This is a genomic window from Nonomuraea glycinis, from assembly GCF_035920485.1.
Taxonomy (GTDB): domain Bacteria; phylum Actinomycetota; class Actinomycetes; order Streptosporangiales; family Streptosporangiaceae; genus Nonomuraea; species Nonomuraea glycinis.
Genome location: NZ_CP109166.1, coordinates 3845702 through 3862208, shown reverse-complemented (window position 1 = coordinate 3862208; position 16507 = coordinate 3845702). Strand labels below are relative to the sequence as shown.

Genomic DNA, 16507 nt, shown 5'->3' with positions numbered 1-16507 from the left:
AGCGGACGCGGAGTTCGCCACCCTTTAGCGGACGCGCAGCTCGCCGACCGGGCGGCCGCCGCCCAGCACGGGCTGCGCGGCCAGCTCGTCCAGCTCGGGCGAGGTGAGTCCGAGCGTGCGCAGCGCGGCCACGGTCAGCGGGGTACGGCCGCGCCCGGCGCCGTCCTCGACCTTGATGACTCCGGCGCGCCCGTCCTCGAACACGAACGCCTGGAAGCCTTCCGCCCCGGCCTTGACCAGCAGACCGGGCAGGGCGCGCATGAGGGCCGCCTCAGGCCGGTGAGTGCCGGACGTCCACTCCGGATGCTCCCGCATCGCATCGAAAACACCCCGCGGCCCCACGCCCCCTTCCGTGCCCCTTTGAGGACCGCCCTCCGCGCCCGCTTCCGGGCCGCCCTCCGCGCCCGCTTCCGGGCCGCCCTCCGGGCTGTCGGCGGGCCTGGTGGCGCTCTCCGGGCTGTCGGCGGGGCTGGTGCTGCTCTCCGGGGCCAGCGCGAGGGTGGCGAATGCTCTGGCCACGCCCAGCATCGAGATGAAGAACAGTGGCGCCCCGCACCCGTCCACCCCGGAGGCGAGCACCCGCTCGCCGGTCAGTTCCTCCACGGTGGCGCGGATCGCCCGCTGCAGCGGATGCCGCGGCTCCAGGTACGTCTCCAGCGGCCAGTCGTTGCGCACGCAGGTGGCCAGCATGGCGGCGTGCTTGCCCGAGCAGTTCATGTAGACGCGGCCCCGGTCGGTGACCGTCCGGTCCTCGGGGTAGTCCTCCGGGCACCGCAGCGCCGACTCCTCCAGCCCGGCCCCCGCGAGGATCCTCCTGACGCCCTCGACGTGATAGGGCTCCCCCGCGTGGGAGGCGCAGGCCAGGGCGAGCAGCTCACCGCTCAGGCCGAGCCCGGCGCGGAGCATGCCGAGCGCCTGCAGCGGCTTCATCGACGAGCGGGGTGAGGCCGGCACGTGCACCGCCCCGTGCACCGCGACGGGCGTGCCGGTCGCGTCCAAGGTCAACATGCGCGCCTGGTGCCTGGACTCCACGAACCCGGACCGTACGACCTCCACCACCAGCGACATCTGCCACCCCTTTCGCCCCGAGTCTACGGAGCGCCACATCTGGGCCAGAATGGGATCCCATGCGAGCAGTGGTACAGCGAGTGAGCTCAGCGTCCGTGACGGTCGACGGGCAGGTCATCGGCGCGATCGACGAGCCGGGCCTGCTCGTGCTGGTCGGCGTCACCCACGACGACACGCGCGCGCAGGCGGCCAAGCTCGCCGCCAAGCTGTGGGGGCTGCGCATCCTGCACGGCGAGAAGTCCTGCTCCGACGTCTCGGCGCCGCTCCTGGTGATCAGCCAGTTCACCCTGTACGGCGACACGCGCAAGGGCAGGCGACCCACCTGGCAGGCCGCCGCCCCGGGACCCGTCGCCGAGCCCCTGGTGGACGCGGTGATCGAGGAGCTACGCGGGCTCGGCGCTCACGTGGAGACCGGCAGCTTCGGCGCCGACATGCGGGTCTCCCTCGTCAACGACGGCCCGATCACCCTCGTCCTGGACATCTGACCGCTCGACACGACGGCCCTATCACCTCGCCCCGTCACGTCTGAGCGTCAGCGGATGCGGCGGCGGAGGGCTGGGTCGATGGTGACGTTGCGGCCCGCGTCCGGCGGGACGATGACCTCCTGGGCGGCGGCGACGCCTCCCGCCAGGAGGGTGGCGTCCACCGGAACGGTCCGCTTGACCAGGGCCAGGGCGATGGGCCCCAGCTCGTAGTGGCGGGCGGCGGAGCCGACGGTGCCGACCTCCTGGCTTTCGAAGATCACCGGTGCGCCGTGCGGTGGCAGCGTGTCGACGCTGCCGTCCAGGTGCAGGAAGACCAGGCGGCGCGGCGGGTGACCCACGTTGTGCACCCGGGCGACGGTCTCCTGGCCGCGGTAGCAGCCCTTGTTGAGATGCACGGCCGGGCCGATCCAGCCCACCTCGTGCGGAATCGTCTTGTGGTCGGTGTCGAAGCCCGCCCGCGGCCGGTGCTCCTCGATCCGCAGCGCCTCGTACGCCCACAGCCCCGCCAGCGGCCTGCCCAGATGGTCGGGGAGCTCGGCCCGCGGCACCAGGTAGTCCTCGGTCGCCGACGACAGCACCGCCAGATCCTCGACCAGGGACACCTCCACCCGCAGCATGAACCGCATCCGGTCGAGATAGTCGATCAGCGTCGCCGAGGCGCCCGGCTCGACGTGGGCCAGCACGGCCGCGCCGTCGTCCACCAGCGTCAGGTGGTGCTCCAACCGGCCCTGCGCGTCGAGCAGGAGGGTCTGCGTCCACTCACCGGGGGCCAGCGCGTCGAGCTTCTGGGAGGTCAGGTCGTTGAGCCATTTCAGCCGGTCGGCCCCCGCGATGCGGATCACCTCACGGTTGCTGCGGTCCACGACCGCCTCACCCTTGACCAGGACACGCTGCTCGGCGAACAGGTCGCCGTAGTGCGCCGCGACGTCGGCGTCAGGACCGTCGGCGGGGACAGCGCCGGGCAGATCGAGCAGAGGGCTACGCATGCCTCCAGGTTAACGGCACTTGCGACAGCGTCCGAAGACGGTCAGGTGCCGCACATCGGCCTCGAAACCCAGCTCGTCGTCCAGCCCTTTGACCAGGCCCTCCGCCAGCTGCGGACGCACCTCGCTCACTTCGCCGCAGCCCCGGCACACCAGGTGCACGTGATCGGCCTCGGCCGCCAGGTGGTAGGTGGGAGCGCCGTGGCCGAGATGGGTGTGCGTCACCATGCCGAGCTCTTCGAGCAGTTCCAACGTGCGGTAGACGGTCGAGATGTTGACCCCGCGGGCGGTCTGACGGACCTTGACGCAGATCTCCTCGGGAGTCCCGTGCTCCAGCTTCTTGACCGCCTCCAGCACGAGCTGCCGCTGTGGAGTGACCCGATAGCCCTTGGCGCGAAGCTCCTCATGCCACTGCGTCTCCGTCATGTCCCGAGTGTACGGCTGATGGATATTCGCTTGCCTCGTCCGCGCACGACCGCATAGCTTCGGCAGTACGCGGAAAGGAGGTGGTCCAAACAATGGTGAATCATTATTGGACTAGCGAGGTGGTTGTCCGCTAACGACGCGGACTTGTTGCTTCGGGTCGTTCGCGAGTACGAGGCAACCACCGGGGCCCCTGGCAGCCGGAGGACGGGATCCCATCCCGGCCTTAGTCCATCCGGCCCACCTGCTCGGCAGGTGGAACGTCGCCTGGGGCCCTTCTTCAACTCTCAGTGCTCTCCCCTGGCGGGGATGCCCAGCGCATGGCAGGCGTCGCGATAGAGGCGGACCACCGCCATCCGCACCTGGGCGCGCTCGGTCAGACTCTCGCCCCACGCCACCCTGACCCGCTCGCCGCCGTCGACGGTGAACTCGATGGCCTCCCCGTCGACCCCGCTCGTCACCGCCGTGGTCGCCTCCGGCCGGCCGCCGAGACCCCGCACGATGATCAGGGCGTCGTCCGCGTGATCGTCGTTCATGTGCCGCTTGATCGCGTCGACCGCGTCCGCGGTGAACGGAGAGCTCATCTGCTCAACCCACCCTCTTCAGCTCCGCCGACATGTGCGACGTCAGCGGCCGCCCCATGGCGGCCATGTCGTACGCCCACATCAGATTTCCCTTGACGAGGCCGTACAGGCGGCGGCCCGCGGTGTATTCCTTGGCCGTGGTCGTGCGCGCCACCACGTCCGTCTGCAGGTCGATCTTGTGGAAGACGACCTCGCCGACGTAGATCTCGACGACGCCGGTCGGGTGCGCCAGCAGCACCTCCAGCTGCCGGTCGGGCTGGGCCCGCCAGTAGCCCGACTCCGTGGCCAGCGGCCTGACCCGGTTGCCGTCCTGGTCCAGCAGCCAGGTGCGGCTCACGTACGTGAGAAAGGGCTTGCCGTTGTGCCCGAACTCGATCTCCTGGCCGAAGTTGAAGCTCTCGATCGTCGGGTAGCCTCCGACGCCCGCGCCCTCCCACCGGCCCAGCAGAAAGGCGATCGGCTCCAGGTCGGGGTGCACCGGCACCGGCTCCTCGTGTTCTACTCCCATGGCCCCCAACCCTATTGACTCCGCCGGGGACTAGGGTGACGGGCATGGCACGATCACTGGTGATCAAAGTGACAGCAGGCGCCGACGAACCCGAGCGCTGCAACCAGGCGTTCACGGTCGCGGCCGCCGCCCTGGCGAGCGGCGTCCCGGTGTCGCTCTGGCTGACCGGCGAGGCCGCCTGGTTCGCCGTGCCGGGCAAGGCCAAGGAGCTGACCCTGCCGCACGCCGTACCCCTGCCGGACCTCCTGGACGCCGTTCTCGCGGGCGGCCGGGTGACCCTGTGCACGCAGTGCGCGGCCCGCCGCGACATCACCGTCGACGACGTGATCGACGGCGTACGCATCGCCGGCGCTCCGACGTTCGTCGAGGAGGCCGTCGCGGAGGGCGCGCAAGCGCTGGTCTACTGACCGGCGGTCACTGGGCGAGGACGGTGTCGAGGCGTTCCTGGCGGAGTTGCTCGTAGCGGGTGTCGTCCAGCGGGGCGAGCTCGCCGGCCCGCCAGGTGAGCAGCAGGTCCGCCAGGGCCGGGTTGCGGGCCAGGGCGGGGCCGTGCAGGTAGGTGCCGACCACGTGGCCCGCGTAGCAGCCTTCGAAGCCGTCGCCGTTGCCGACGCCCTTGATCGTCTGGGACAGGGGCTTGACGCCGGGGCCGAGGCTGGTGACGCCCATGTGGTTCTCGAAGCCGGTCAGGGTGGGCAGGCCGAGGTTGGCGTCCACCTCCGCGACCAGTTCGCCGACGGCGCGGGCGGGGCCGCGGGTGCTGGCGATGTCGAGCAGGCCGATGCCGTCGACCGGCTGGCCTTCCTCGCCGCCGAACGTGCTGCCCATGATCTGGTAACCGGCGCAGACCGCGAGCATCGCGGCGCCGTGCGCGATGGCGCGGTGCAGGCCGCCGTCACGGCGCAGGCGCTCGGCCGCGAGGATCTGGGGACGGTCCTCGCCGCCGCCGATGAGGTAGATGTCACCCGATTCCGGCACCGGATCGGCGGAGCGGACGTGGATGGTCTCGGTCTCGATGCCCCTGCGCTGTGCCCGGTGCTCCAGGACGAGCACGTTGCCCTGGTCGCCGTAGGTGCTCAGCAGGTCAGGGTAGATCCAGACGATGCGCAGGGCGCTGTCAGACGGCACGACCGAACTCCGATCGGATCTGCTGGAAGGCGGTGTAGTTGGCGATCACGTCGACGCGGCCGGGCGGCTGCATGGCCAGCGCCTCTGTGAAGGAGGTGCAGGTGGCGAAGGGCACGTCGGCCACTTCGAGCCGCAGCGCCAGGTCGAGCCGGCGTTCGCCGGTGATGAACACGGGACGGCCGCGCAGGATGCGGTAGTCGACGTCCCACAGCCAGGAGGTGTCGCGCCCGTCGGGGCCCTTGGCGTTGACCGACAGGATGATCGGCAGGCCGGGGTCGCTGACGTCGAACGCCTCCAGCCAGCCGGCCGGGTTCTTGGCCAGCAGCAGCCGCGCCTGGCGGCCGTCCCGCTCGACCGTGGTGTAGCGGCCGGCGACCGAGGTGACCTCGCGCAGGCTGGGCAGCGCCTGATCCACCGGCAGGCCGAACGCCTCGGCCACGGCCAGCGCCATCGCGGCGTTGGAGCGGTTGGCCAGGCCGGGGAGCTGGATGTCGAGCAGCCACCGCTCGCCGCGCGGGTCGATGACCGCGTCGTCGTCGAGGATCCACTCCGGCTCGGGCCGGTGGAAGGTGCACTCGCGGCAGGCCCAGTCGACGCCCTTGCGCTCCAGCGGCCCGCCGCACTCCGGGCAGCTCCAGGAGTCTTCCTTCCAGCGCTGGCCGCCGGCGACCCAGGTGACCTTGGCCGCGGTGGAGGCGCCCCAGGTGACGAGCGGGTCGTCGCAGTTGGCGATGACGTGGGTGGGCTTGCCCGACAGAGCCTTGCGCCACTTCTGCGCCAGCAGCCAGATCTCGGCGGCGCGGTCCATCTGGTCGCGGCTGAGGTTCATCAGACAGACGACGCTCGCGCCGGTGGTGTCGAGGACCTCCGGGAGGTATTTCTCGTCCACCTCCAGCACGCCGTAGGGGGCGCCCTTCTGCTGCGACAGCGCGGAGACGTGCCCGGCGGGCATGTTGGCGCCGAAGGCGTTGGTGGCCACCTGCCCCAACCGCAGCAGCGCCGAGGTGATCAGCCGGGTCGTGGTGGTCTTGCCGTTGGTCGCGCTGACCAGAGCCAGCTTGCGATCTCGGGCGAGCTGGCGGAGCAGGTCGGGCTCGAGCATCAGGCCGACCCGCCCGCCGATCACCGAGCCGTCACCGCGCCCGGTCATCCTGGACAGCGTCGCGGCACTGCGGCCCAGGGCGCTCGCGAGCTGAGCCCGCAGTGGAAGCTGGGTCATGTACAGGGATCCTAGTCGGCATTGGGGACCTGACACCGCCTTCTGAGGGTCGACGACACGTCCGATTCGAGTGATTCGTCAGTCAGCTGGATTCGGCGAAGGTGATCTCCGGAGTGCCGTCCTGCTCGAACGGGAGCACGAACCGGCGCGGCCACGACAGGACTCCTTCCAGCCACCCCGCGCCCATCGTCTGGCCGACGTGGCGCAGCCGGGCCTGGGCCTCGATCCCGACGGCGACCGTGGTGATGTCCCGCTGGACGCTCTCGCTCTCGTCGTCGCCCAGGATGACCCGCCACGCCAGGGCCCTGTTGTGGTCCACCTCCATCGACAGCGGGTGGTGACGCAGGGCCTTGGCGCGGTGGCCGAGCAGCTCGGTGCGCGCGAGGTCGGCCGAGCCGCCGCCGTTGCCGCCGCCGTTGCCGCCGACCGCGCCGTTGCCGCCGCCGTTGCCGCCGCCGTTGCCGCCGACCGCGCCGTTGCCGTTGCCGTTGCCGTTGGGCTGCTGGCGGAAGAGCGCGTACTCCATCGGCGGCGCGGGGCTGCGCAGGTCAGGGGCCGGCCTGCCGTACGGGAAGAGTCTGTCGACCTCGTGCAGCCAGCGCACCTGCGGGATGACCCACGAGGCGCCGGGGCGCTCGCCGCCGGTGTCCAGGGTGGCGAGCAGGCGGGTGGCCGTCTCCGCGGCCTTCTCGGTGAGCAGCGCCGGGTCGAACCAGCTCCGCAGCGACCAGGCGCGCCGCTGCACCGCGCGTTCGACCAGGGTGGCCAGCAGGCACTCCCGGCGCCGGGCCGGCAGCTCGGCCCAGGCCGCCGCCAGCGAGCGCGGCACGCCGGGCAGCGGCCGGTTGCTGACGAAGGCGAGCACGACCGTGTCGCACCAGATGCGCAGCCAGGCCCACTCGGGCGCGTCGGCCAGCACGTCGGCCTCGCGCAGCTCGACCAGCGTGCACGCCTGCCCGGTGCGGCACTGGCCGCCGCAGGCCGCGGACCTGCGGCCCCGGATCGGCGGTGGCGGGCTGGTCAGCAGCTTCTCGCGGCTCTCGCCGAGCGGCACGCGCACGCGCAGCGGCCGGTCCATGCCGTCGGCGAACACGGCCGCGTCGCCCGGCGGCAGCGACACGACCTGGCGGGACTGCTCCTCGCTGAGGTTCATCGCCGCGCCGACGAGCTGCCTGTCGTCCTCGGCGGGCAGCCGGTGTACGACCTTCAGCGCGGTGTTCTTGACCACGTCGGAGACGAGCTTGGTGGGGATCTGCTCGGCCACCACGATGCCCTCGCCGTACGCCCTGATCTCGGCGAGCATGCCGGCGAGCAGTTCGACGGCGTGGGTGGCGGCCCGTCCGGCGCCGCGGTCGCGCAGCAGCCGGTGCGCTTCCTCGATGACGATGACGTGCCGCAGGTCGGTGGACTTCTCCTGCCTGGCGCGCATCCGCAGGTGCTCCACGATCCTGATGATCAGCGTGCCCATGAGGAACGCCTTGTCCTCGTCGTTGGCCACGTCCTCGATCGCCAGCACCACGTTGCGCCGCAGCAGCCCGCCGATGTCGGCCGGGTGGCCGCCTTCGAAGAAGCGCCCGGCCGAGCCGACCCGCAGCGAGCGCAGCCGGAGCGAGATGAAGCCCTCGACGTCGGCCTGCACCTCGCGGCCGTAGCCGATCTCCTTGATCACGTCCATGGCGTGCTGCTGGAGCTGCTCCAGGGTGGGCACGCTGGGCGGCACCTTGGAGCCGGGCACCGCGCCGCCGGTGACCACGTCCCAGCCGGTGGCCTCGTAGACCCGCTGCAGGGCCAGCGACATGATCTGCGGGAAGGGCTCCTCGGCGTCGAAGGCGGCCATGAACAGCGCCCGCACCATGTCGATGTGCGCCTGGACCGGGTAGCCGGGCTCCGGCTCCAGCGGGTTGATGCTGAACGGCACGCCGGAGGGCGCGGACGGGTTGATCACGGTGACCGTCCCGAGCGACTCGACGCGCCCGGCCATGGCGGCGTACTCGGACTTGGCGGCCTCGATGGCCAGCCATGGGATGTTCGCCTGGCTGAGCTGCTCCAGCAGGTGCCGAACGGTCTGCGACTTGCCGGAGCCGGTGGCGCCGGTGACGAAGGCGTGCCGGTTGAGCGTCGCCAGCGGCACCCGGAACGAGCCGACGGCGCGGTCCTGGCCGTCGAGGATCTCGCCGAGCTCCAGCTCGCCGTCCTCGGCCTCCGAGGTCACGTCGAAGAACCCGGAGTCGAGCACCCGTACGCCCGGCACCTCGCGGCGGGGCAGGCCGGCCAGCGCGGCCAGGGCCCCGGCCGTCGCGGCGAACGGGGCGGCGGCGCCGTCGGCCGGGTCCTGCATGGTGATCGCCAGCGCGTCCGCCAGGGTGTAGACGGATCCCTGGGCGCTGCGCAGCCGGTAGGGGTGGTGGCTCATCTCGACCGACCCGACCAGCACGGGGGCGATCTGGCGCAGCTCCTCGGCGGTGGCGCCGCCGGCCAGCACCCGCGTGTTCCACAGGCCCGCCTCGCGGAAGGCGTCGAGCTCCTGCATCCGCCGTTCGGCCCGCTCGGCGTCGAACCTGGACCGCTCGGAGGCGTCGCCGTACTGCCTGAGCACGTTGAGCTGGGTGCGCAGGTGGGCCACCTCGGCGTCCAGCAGGTCGGTCGGCTCGGCCACGACCAGCCAGGCGAACGGCCGGGACATCAGCGTGACCAGCGTCGACTCGAACAGCGTGGGCCGTTTCAGCTCGTCGGGGTCGCCGCCGTACTCGCGCCGGCCGCCGAGCGGCGGCGCCTGGCGGCCCGGGCACGGCGTCCACACCAGGTCGGCCAGGTCGGCGAGGTACTCGTCGTCGAGCTCGACCCCGCGCGCGCCGCCCGGGAAGAGCAGCGGCTGCGGGCCGCCCGGCCGGCCGGGCGCGTCGTGCGCCCGGCGCGGCTGGCGCGGCGGTGACAGCGGCCCCGCGTTGGTGATCAGTTCGAGCGGCGCGCCGGAGCCCCGGGAGAGCCAGCCGATGACGAACGGCCGGTCGCGCTGCGCCGCCGAGAGCACGGCGGGCAGCACGGTGACGAAGTCCCACTCTGCCGACGAGCTACGCGAGGGTGCGGCGATCGACTGGATTCGGTACCAGGGACCGCTCAGCGACACACTCGACTGCATTTCATCCCCCCACAGACGGTTGTTAGTAAAACTCCGCCGCCCGTCAGCGCATCACCTCGACATTGACCATTTCATTGACCGTCATTGCCTGTCCTTGCGCCAGTCCAGGCGTGGCGGTGGTGGCCCGAGGTTGGGCGGGGGCTCCGCGTCGCCGCCGCCGTCGCCGTTGCCGCCGGCGCGTTCGACGGCGAGGCCGGATGCGCGGACGTCGTCCAGCTCGCCGAGCGTGGTCTTCGGGAAGGTCAGTATGGCCGGGTTCGCGTCGGCCAGGCGGACCCGTCTGCCGTCCGCGGTGGCGTCGGTGACGATCACGGACGTGGTGGGCAGCTGCTGGAGCTGGTGCGGCTCGACGAGGAACTCCCGCGAGCGCTGCAGCACCCGCTCCTTCTCGGAGATCTTGTCGGCGGTCCTGCCCCACTCGGTCGACTCGGTGATGTCCTCGGCCAGGTCGGCGTGGCTCTCGGCACGCTCCTCGGCGGAGTCCTCGAGCTGGTCGATGGTCGAGGTGTAGCCGCCGTCGAGGCCGGGCAGCGACTCGCTGATCGTCTCGGTGAGCTGGGCGAGCTCCAGCCGGTGCTCGGTGCCGACGTGCTCGCTGGCGACCCTGGCGTCCTCGGCGTTGCCCAGGCGCATGAAGGCGACCGCCGCGTGGCCCCTGCCGAGCCGCTCGCGGACGGTCGGGGTGAGCGACCGGTAGGTCAGCACGAGCCCGGTCTTGGAGGTCTCACAGGCGTCCATCAGCCGGTCGAGCACGTCCCCGCGGAGCTTGTCCGCGCCCGCCACGATGATCGTGTGGTACCAGGGCCGGTCGGAGGCGGGCGACTGGCGCAGGATGTGCGTCAGCGCGGTCGCGACGTACGTGCCGAGCACCCGGTTGCCGAACACGCCGGCCTGCCGGTCCATGCTGACGACCCGGAGCCTGGCGGGCGGCAGGCGGACGGCCTGCGTGCCGAGGGTCTCCAGCTTGCGCAGCTGCGACTCCAGCGCCCAGGCCCGCTCGATCACCACGCGGTCGCTCACCCCACGCCCGAACAGGGTGCCGATCCGCTCCAGCTGGGTGGCGGTGATCAGGCCGAACCGCAGGTCCTCACGCGGGTCGCCGACCTGGGCCAGCGCCCGGAGCGCGGCGGTGACCTGACTGATCGTGGCGTTCTCGCCGAGCACCTCCAGCACCCGCTCCAGGATGGCGTTGTCGAAGCTGAGGTCGCGGGTGCTGCGGTGCTCCTCGCTGACGCTGACCACGTGCGCGAGCACGTCGGCGAACGCCTCGGGCTTGAGCGTGGCGCCTAAGTCGAGCCTCGGCAGGTCGACCGGCAGCACCCAGACCAGCGGCTCGTCACCGCCCTTACGGGCCAGCTCGATCAGGTCCTTGGCGATCGCGCCCTCCGACAGGTCGAGCACCGTCAGGTGGCCGCCGCTGTAGAGGCGGGTGGCGCCGAGCAGGGTGATCAGCGCCGACCAGCCGGGCAGCGTGCCGCCGGCCACGTCGATGCGGTCGATGTCGTCGGGCACCGCGACGGCGTACCAGCTGAGCTGGCGGTCGTGGCGCTCCTTGACCTCCTGCCATTCGCGGTAGCGCTGCGCGTGCTCCTCCTGCGCGCGGAACAGCTCCTTGTCACGTTCCTGGCGCTGGCGGTCATCCCTCGCCTGCTGCTCGTGGACCCGGTGCTTCACCGCCCGGTCGCCCTGCAGCAGCGCGTAACTGCAGATGATCGCCACGCCGCCGGTCGCCAGCACGCCGATGAGCGCGAAGGACCAGCCTAGATAGCCGGTGAAGGCCAGCGTGAGCAGCAGCGTGGTGAGCATGAGCATGAACAGCCGGACCAGTCGTACCGGCCGGTTGAGCATGTCCTCCTGCAGGCGCTCGCGGCGCAGCAGTTCGCTCTGTTTCTCCGCGTCCGTGCCTCCCTTGCCGGGTTCGTTCTCCTCGGCAGGCGACGGCCGCTTCGGGGGAGGCCCCGGGTCGGGGTGCAGCAGGAGGTACTGCCAGCCCAGGTAGATGCGGTCCGCCTGCAGCTGTGCGTGGTCGGGATGCACGTCCGCCACGTGACCCCCTCCGGCTGCGCTGTGTCGTCAGTAGGGTCGGTGTCCCTCCGCTCCGTGACAGCGTATGAGCTACAACCCCTGCTGCGGCAGGGTTCTCGGCAATTCGACCAGCACAATGGGCGCATTGGGGTGAGTGGGACAAGCGTGACCTATTACCATCGATACCCATGACGGAACCCTCCGGTGACAGCGGCAAGCGAAGTCGCCCCGTAGCGGTACCCGTACTCGCCTTGGTGACCCTCACCGCCGTCGGCATCGCCGCTCTGCTGGGCGGCTTCGACGAGCGGCCCGCAGCCCCGCCGCCACGGCTCAAGGCCGGTCAGAGCCTGGACATGGGCAAGTTCGAGGCCCGGTTCATCGAGTCCAAGGTGACGACCGAGCCGGCCACGAGCCAGTTCACCGAGGACAAGCGCTTCCTCGACGTGGTGTTCAAGGTGACGAACAAGACCGACGAGACCCTTGTCGTGGGCAGCCCGCCGAACGACAAGAGCCCCGGCTACAGTTTCGGCGGGGCGCTGCTGAAGATGACCCCGCAGCTCAAGAGCGAGTTCGGCGGCCAGCTGTTCGTCCTGTCCAAGGACGTGAAGTCCAGCCAGCTGCATCCTGACGTCCCCGCCACCGTGATCGCCCGCTACGAGCTGGAGGGTACGACCACGCCGCCCGAGCAGGTGACCTACGACGTGGGCGCGTACGAGGAGACGGAGAACCCGCTGACCGGCGTCGTGACCTGGCTGCTGCCGTCCGAGGGGGGCTTCGTCGGCAAGGCGGCGGTGAAGAAGGTGGCCGCGACCGTCACCCTGCCGGTGAAGCAGGAAGGGACGTCATGACGGCCACCGACGAGGAGCGTTCCGCGCCTCCGCGCCGCGCCCGCCGGGAGCCGCCCCGCCGCCGGGCGGCCGTCACGGTGCTCAACACCCTGGTCGGCCTGCTCCTGGTCGCCGGGGCCGTGGCCGTACAGTCGCTGGAGCTGTCCCAGGCGGAGAAGGACGCGCCGATCACCTACGTGGGCGCGAAGGACGCGGCGGTGGACGCCGGCCGGTTCTCGGTACGGGTGAAGAAGGTGTCCACGGCCAGGGCGGTCAAGTCCGGGGACGAGGTCGTGCCGACCGAGCAGGTGTTCCTGGTGATCGAGGCGGAGGCCACCGTGCCGCAGAAGCCGGTGCACCTGGCGCCGCCCACCCTGCTCGCCGCCGACGGCAAGAAGTTCGTCGCCACCGACAAGGTGGACAAGACCCTGACGCTGGCCAACCCGTGGATCCAGCCGGGGTGGTGGGCGTCGGGCAGGTTCTTCTTCGAGGTGCCGCCCGGCGCGCTGCTCGGGGCGCAGGCCGTGTTCAAGCTGCCCACCGGCGGCCTCTACGCCGAGCCGCTGCCGCCGGAGGCACAGGTCGACCTCGGTATCGACACGGCCATCGCCAAGCAGCTCAGCTCCGCGCCCGCGGACGTCGTCGACCTGGACGAGAAGAAGTAGGCCATGAGCACGAACGACCCGGACCGCGACTGGTTCGCCCCGCCGCCGAGCCAGCCCACCCAGCCGCCGCAACCCACGCCGCCACCGCAGGGCGCGCCGCCACCCCAGGGTGCGCCTTCAGATCGGGGCACGCCGCCTCAGGGGCCACAGCGGCCTCAGCCGCCTCTGGCGCCGGCTCGGCCGCGCCGGGGGCAGCGGCAGCCCTTCTCGCCCGGTGCGCCGCCGCCCCGGCCGCGCCGGGGCACTGCGCCGTTCCCGGACCAGCAGGTGTGGCCGCCGCCGCAGAGCCGGTCGGTCAGCACCGCGACGCAGCCGATCCCGGTCATCCCGAGCGCCGGGCCGCTACCTCCCTCGACGCCACCGCCTCCCCCTCCCGCCGAAGACGCACCGCCGTCCGTACCGACGCCTCCACCCGCAGCCGCCGCGGCGGCTGTGCGGCCGCGGCGCCGGCGGGGGCGGACGCTGCTGCTGGGCGTCGGCGCGGTGGTCGTGTTCACCCTGGGCATGGGCCTGCCGACGGCCGACCGCTACCTGTTCTACAAGAGCGGGCAGCCGAGCGAGACCGTCCACGTGGTGCCGGTCGGGCAGCAGGTGACGTACGAGCACGTGACCTGGCTGGCGGTGATCAAGCCGACGCCGCCGCCGGCGGGCACCACGCACACCACCCCCGACAAGCAGTGGCTCAAGATCACTGTGACCCGCAAGGCCGCCGACGAGACCGGCACCCTGCTCACCGGCAGGCCCGAGCTGACCGTACGGGACAAGTCCCAGCGCACCTGGCAGGTGGAGATCGTCGAGGACAACCTGCCCACCGACAAGCACGAGGTGCACCGGGCGTACGACTACTCCGCGCTGGCCGTGGTGCCCAAGGCGGTGGCCGGCGAGGTGGAGCTGCACCTGGAGCCGAACATCACCTACCGCTCGGACACGCCCACCGAGAAGCTCCTGCAAGTCACGCCGGAGGACGAGGAGAAGGCCGCCAGGAACGACGTCCTGATCTTCAGGCGCTGACGCCCCGAGGCGGCGCTGTCCTCAGGCGGTGATGACCTCGCCTCGCAGGCGTGCCCTGGTGGCGGCGATGTCGAACGCGGCGGCCAGCACGCTGAAGGACAGGGCGGTCACCAGGAGGTCCAGGACGAACGCCACGGGATGGCTGACGAACAGCCACATGAACGGCACGTCCGAGCCGATCAGGGTGTAGATGGCCCGGCTCGCGTAGTCGGCGCCCACGTGGAGGCCGGTGTACAGCAGGCACACGAGGCCGAACAGCGTCGCGCCGCCCTTCACCGTGATCCTGAAGGCGTTGACCACGGGCACCCACCGCTCCATGAAACCGCCCACGACCCGGTCCACGGCCCGCTGGGTGATCGAGTGGCTGCCCTCCAGCTTGTCGACGCCCTTCTCCAGCCCGGTGCCGCGCACGGCCCTGCGCACATCGTCCACGGAGGCGCCGAAGACCAGCACGGCGACCGCCAGCCAGGTGAGCGGCACGGCGAGCGCGTCCACCGCGTACGGCCACACCTCGGCGACCCAGCCCCAGAACGCCTCCCAGCCGGGGATGCCCGCCTTGGCCTGCTCCCAGGTGCTCTGGACGCCGCCCACGATGGCGCGCTGACCGGTCCAGTCGCCCCGGAGCGCCGAGAGGTTGTAGAGGGCGTTCAGCGCGCAGAACACGAAGGAGAACTCCGCGAAGGCGGCGGCGACGCCGGAGAACCCGCCCTTGCCGTTCTCCACCATGCGCGCGAACAGCACGCGTAACCCGAAGGTGACGGCCATGGCCGCGAGCGAGACCCGCCAGTCCAGACTGACCAGGCCCACGCCGTACGTGACCGCCTCGTCGGTGCCGTTGGCGATGTTGTTCAGGATGGGTGTGTAGAAGTTGTCGTCGAGGTTGTGCAGCAGGTCCATCTGCTGGAAGTCGGCCGCGTCCTCGATGTGCAGCGACCAGGCCATGTAGATGACCGCGAAGGCCGGCGCGATCCGGTTGAGCGAACGCCACAGCTTCTCCGGCTGCTGCCCGTCCGCCTCGCGCGCCCGGGTCTCCCAGAGCACCCGGCGCAGCGACAGGAACATGCCCGTGACCATCGTCATCGAGATCAGGATCACCACGGTCAGCAGCACGTAGGCGGCGACCAGGCGGGCCTGGTAGAAATCGCCGTGCTGGATCTCCGAGGCCAGGTAGAGGGTGGCCCAGCGGGCCAGCTCACCCGCCGAGAACCAGAGGATCAGCGGCAGCGCGCAGCGCCCCGCGAGCCTGAGGGCATGCAGGGGCAACGAGAAGGGGGACGGCATCTGCTGAGCCGGTGCGGGCCCAGGTCGGGGCGGTGCCATCACACCTGACGATCCGGACATCTGCTGAATCGTATCGGTCTGTCCCACCTCGCGCAGCCGCACCACTCGGCTGGACTCGGCTCTCCCGCTCGCGCAGCCACACCGCTCGGCTGGACGCGGCTCTCCCGCCTCGCGCAGCCACACCTCTCGGCTAAGCGCGACTTTCCAGCCGCCGGGCCAGCTCCACCAGCTCCGGCAGGCGCAGCACCCGACCCCCCGCGCCCGGCAGCGGCACGTGCAGCGGCTCGGTCCAGCGTGCCGGGATCGCCGCGAAACCGTAGAACGCCCCGACCAGGCCACCGGTCACCGCGCCCACGGTGTCGGTGTCGCCGCCCAGGTCGACCGCGACCCGCAGCGCCTCCGCCGGCCCCGAGGTGGTACGCAGCGCCCACACGGCCGAGCCGAGACAGGGCCAGATCGCGCCGTTGAACTCGGTGGCCTGGTCAGGGTGCCAGCTCGGCGCCAGCACCACGGCATAGCGCTCCCGGTACTGCGCGGGGATCTGGGCGAGGACGGCGGGCACGGCCTCGACGGGATCGCCGCCGTCGAGCGCCACCCGCAGCAGCTCGTGGTAGACGGCCGTGCCCTCCCAGGCGGCCGGGTCGCCGTGGGTCAGCGCCGCGATGCGCCGGGCGGCGTCCATGGTCGCCGCACGCCCGTCGGCGGCGAAGTAGACGGCCGAGGTGGTGGCCCGCATGAGCGAGCCGTTGCCGGCGGCGCGCCGGGTGCTCTGGAAGTGGAAGCCCGCCGCCAGATCCCACGGCATGCCGTTGGTGAGCACCTCCTCGGTCTGCAGGCCGATGTCCTTGGGCTCGTCGGCGGCCCACCGCTGGAACCGGGCGAAGACGTCGGGCAGGTCCAGCCCGCCCCGCTCCAGCAGCGACTCGGCCAGGTGCACGGCCATCTGGGTGTCGTCGGTGGCCTCTCCGGGGTCCCAGCCGCCGCCACCGCACATCTCCCCGTCTCCTCCGGAGGAGACGGGGAACCGGCCGCTGAACGCGCCGGCGGCCCCGAACTCGAACGGGGCTCCCAGCGCGTCGCCCACGGCCGACCCCACGACCGCGCCGACGGCACGTTGAGTACGGTCCATCTCTGCAGCGTATCGGCGCCCCATACCGTGAT

The 16507-nt window shown here is 71.6% G+C and carries 16 protein-coding genes; 5 read left to right on the top strand and 11 right to left on the bottom strand.

Features of this window, described 5'->3' with window-relative positions:
- Positions 1-24: 24 nt before the first annotated feature.
- On the bottom strand, positions 25-1068 hold the full coding sequence (locus tag OHA68_RS18330) for an asparaginase (RefSeq protein ID WP_327108741.1): 1044 nt from the start codon (positions 1066-1068) through the stop codon (positions 25-27).
- Positions 1069-1127: 59 nt separating this feature from the next.
- On the opposite strand from OHA68_RS18330, the gene dtd reads away from it, so the two are divergent.
- Positions 1128-1553 carry a D-aminoacyl-tRNA deacylase gene (gene dtd / locus OHA68_RS18325; protein WP_327108740.1) on the top strand — a complete coding sequence of 142 codons (426 nt, stop codon included), beginning with the start codon at positions 1128-1130 and terminating at the stop codon, positions 1551-1553.
- 47 nt (positions 1554-1600) lie between these two features.
- On the opposite strand, the gene ygfZ is transcribed toward dtd, so the two are convergent.
- The 4 genes from ygfZ to OHA68_RS18305 all read right to left on the bottom strand — a co-directional run bounded on the left by ygfZ (position 1601) and on the right by OHA68_RS18305 (position 4051).
- Positions 1601-2539 (bottom strand): CAF17-like 4Fe-4S cluster assembly/insertion protein YgfZ, encoded by a 939-nt coding sequence (ygfZ, locus tag OHA68_RS18320; RefSeq protein ID WP_189141355.1) that lies wholly within the window; start codon positions 2537-2539, stop codon positions 1601-1603.
- A 9-nt stretch (positions 2540-2548) separates the two neighbouring features.
- Positions 2549-2962, bottom strand: a complete 414-nt coding sequence (locus tag OHA68_RS18315) for a Fur family transcriptional regulator (protein WP_189141356.1) — start codon at positions 2960-2962, stop codon at positions 2549-2551.
- A gap of 284 nt (positions 2963-3246) precedes the next feature.
- A complete protein-coding gene (locus OHA68_RS18310; protein WP_327108739.1) occupies positions 3247-3543 on the bottom strand; it encodes a DUF2470 domain-containing protein in 297 nt (98 codons plus the stop codon).
- Positions 3544-3547: 4 nt separating this feature from the next.
- Entirely contained in the window at positions 3548-4051 is a 504-nt protein-coding gene (locus OHA68_RS18305; RefSeq protein WP_327108738.1) for an FABP family protein, read from the bottom strand.
- A gap of 44 nt (positions 4052-4095) precedes the next feature.
- On the opposite strand from OHA68_RS18305, the gene OHA68_RS18300 reads away from it, so the two are divergent.
- Positions 4096-4458, top strand: a complete 363-nt coding sequence (locus OHA68_RS18300; RefSeq protein ID WP_327108737.1) for a DsrE family protein — start codon at positions 4096-4098, stop codon at positions 4456-4458.
- 7 nt (positions 4459-4465) lie between these two features.
- Here OHA68_RS18300 and OHA68_RS18295 read toward each other — a convergent pair whose 3' ends face one another.
- The 4 genes from OHA68_RS18295 to OHA68_RS18280 all read right to left on the bottom strand — a co-directional run bounded on the left by OHA68_RS18295 (position 4466) and on the right by OHA68_RS18280 (position 11583).
- The gene (locus OHA68_RS18295) at positions 4466-5179 is read right to left on the bottom strand and encodes a type 1 glutamine amidotransferase (RefSeq protein ID WP_189141360.1); all 714 of its coding nucleotides are present in this window, start codon (positions 5177-5179) and stop codon (positions 4466-4468) included.
- Positions 5169-6398, bottom strand: a complete 1230-nt coding sequence (locus OHA68_RS18290) for a MurT ligase domain-containing protein (protein WP_327108736.1) — start codon at positions 6396-6398, stop codon at positions 5169-5171. Before OHA68_RS18290 ends, OHA68_RS18295 begins: the two co-directional genes overlap by 11 nt.
- Positions 6399-6480: 82 nt before the next feature.
- Positions 6481-9537 (bottom strand): ATP-binding protein, encoded by a 3057-nt coding sequence (locus tag OHA68_RS18285; protein WP_327108735.1) that lies wholly within the window; start codon positions 9535-9537, stop codon positions 6481-6483.
- An 81-nt stretch (positions 9538-9618) separates the two neighbouring features.
- On the bottom strand, positions 9619-11583 hold the full coding sequence (locus OHA68_RS18280) for a hypothetical protein (RefSeq protein WP_327108734.1): 1965 nt from the start codon (positions 11581-11583) through the stop codon (positions 9619-9621).
- Positions 11584-11750: 167 nt separating this feature from the next.
- Here OHA68_RS18280 and OHA68_RS18275 point away from each other — a divergent pair, with 167 nt between their 5' ends.
- Genes OHA68_RS18275 through OHA68_RS18265 form a run of 3 tightly spaced genes read left to right on the top strand, consistent with a single transcriptional unit; the run spans position 11751 to position 14065 of the window.
- The gene (locus tag OHA68_RS18275) at positions 11751-12410 is read left to right on the top strand and encodes a hypothetical protein (RefSeq protein ID WP_327108733.1); all 660 of its coding nucleotides are present in this window, start codon (positions 11751-11753) and stop codon (positions 12408-12410) included.
- The gene (locus tag OHA68_RS18270) at positions 12407-13054 is read left to right on the top strand and encodes a hypothetical protein (RefSeq protein WP_327108732.1); all 648 of its coding nucleotides are present in this window, start codon (positions 12407-12409) and stop codon (positions 13052-13054) included. The genes OHA68_RS18275 and OHA68_RS18270 overlap by 4 nt, the downstream gene beginning before the upstream one ends.
- A gap of 3 nt (positions 13055-13057) precedes the next feature.
- The gene (locus OHA68_RS18265; RefSeq protein ID WP_327108731.1) at positions 13058-14065 is read left to right on the top strand and encodes a hypothetical protein; all 1008 of its coding nucleotides are present in this window, start codon (positions 13058-13060) and stop codon (positions 14063-14065) included.
- 21 nt (positions 14066-14086) lie between these two features.
- Here the strand turns inward: OHA68_RS18265 and OHA68_RS18260 are convergent, their stop codons facing one another.
- Both OHA68_RS18260 and OHA68_RS18255 read right to left on the bottom strand, forming a co-directional pair.
- The gene (locus tag OHA68_RS18260) at positions 14087-15346 is read right to left on the bottom strand and encodes a hypothetical protein (RefSeq protein ID WP_327108730.1); all 1260 of its coding nucleotides are present in this window, start codon (positions 15344-15346) and stop codon (positions 14087-14089) included.
- Between the two features lie 190 nt (positions 15347-15536).
- Entirely contained in the window at positions 15537-16475 is a 939-nt protein-coding gene (locus OHA68_RS18255; protein WP_327108729.1) for an ADP-ribosylglycohydrolase family protein, read from the bottom strand.
- Positions 16476-16507 lie beyond the last annotated feature (32 nt).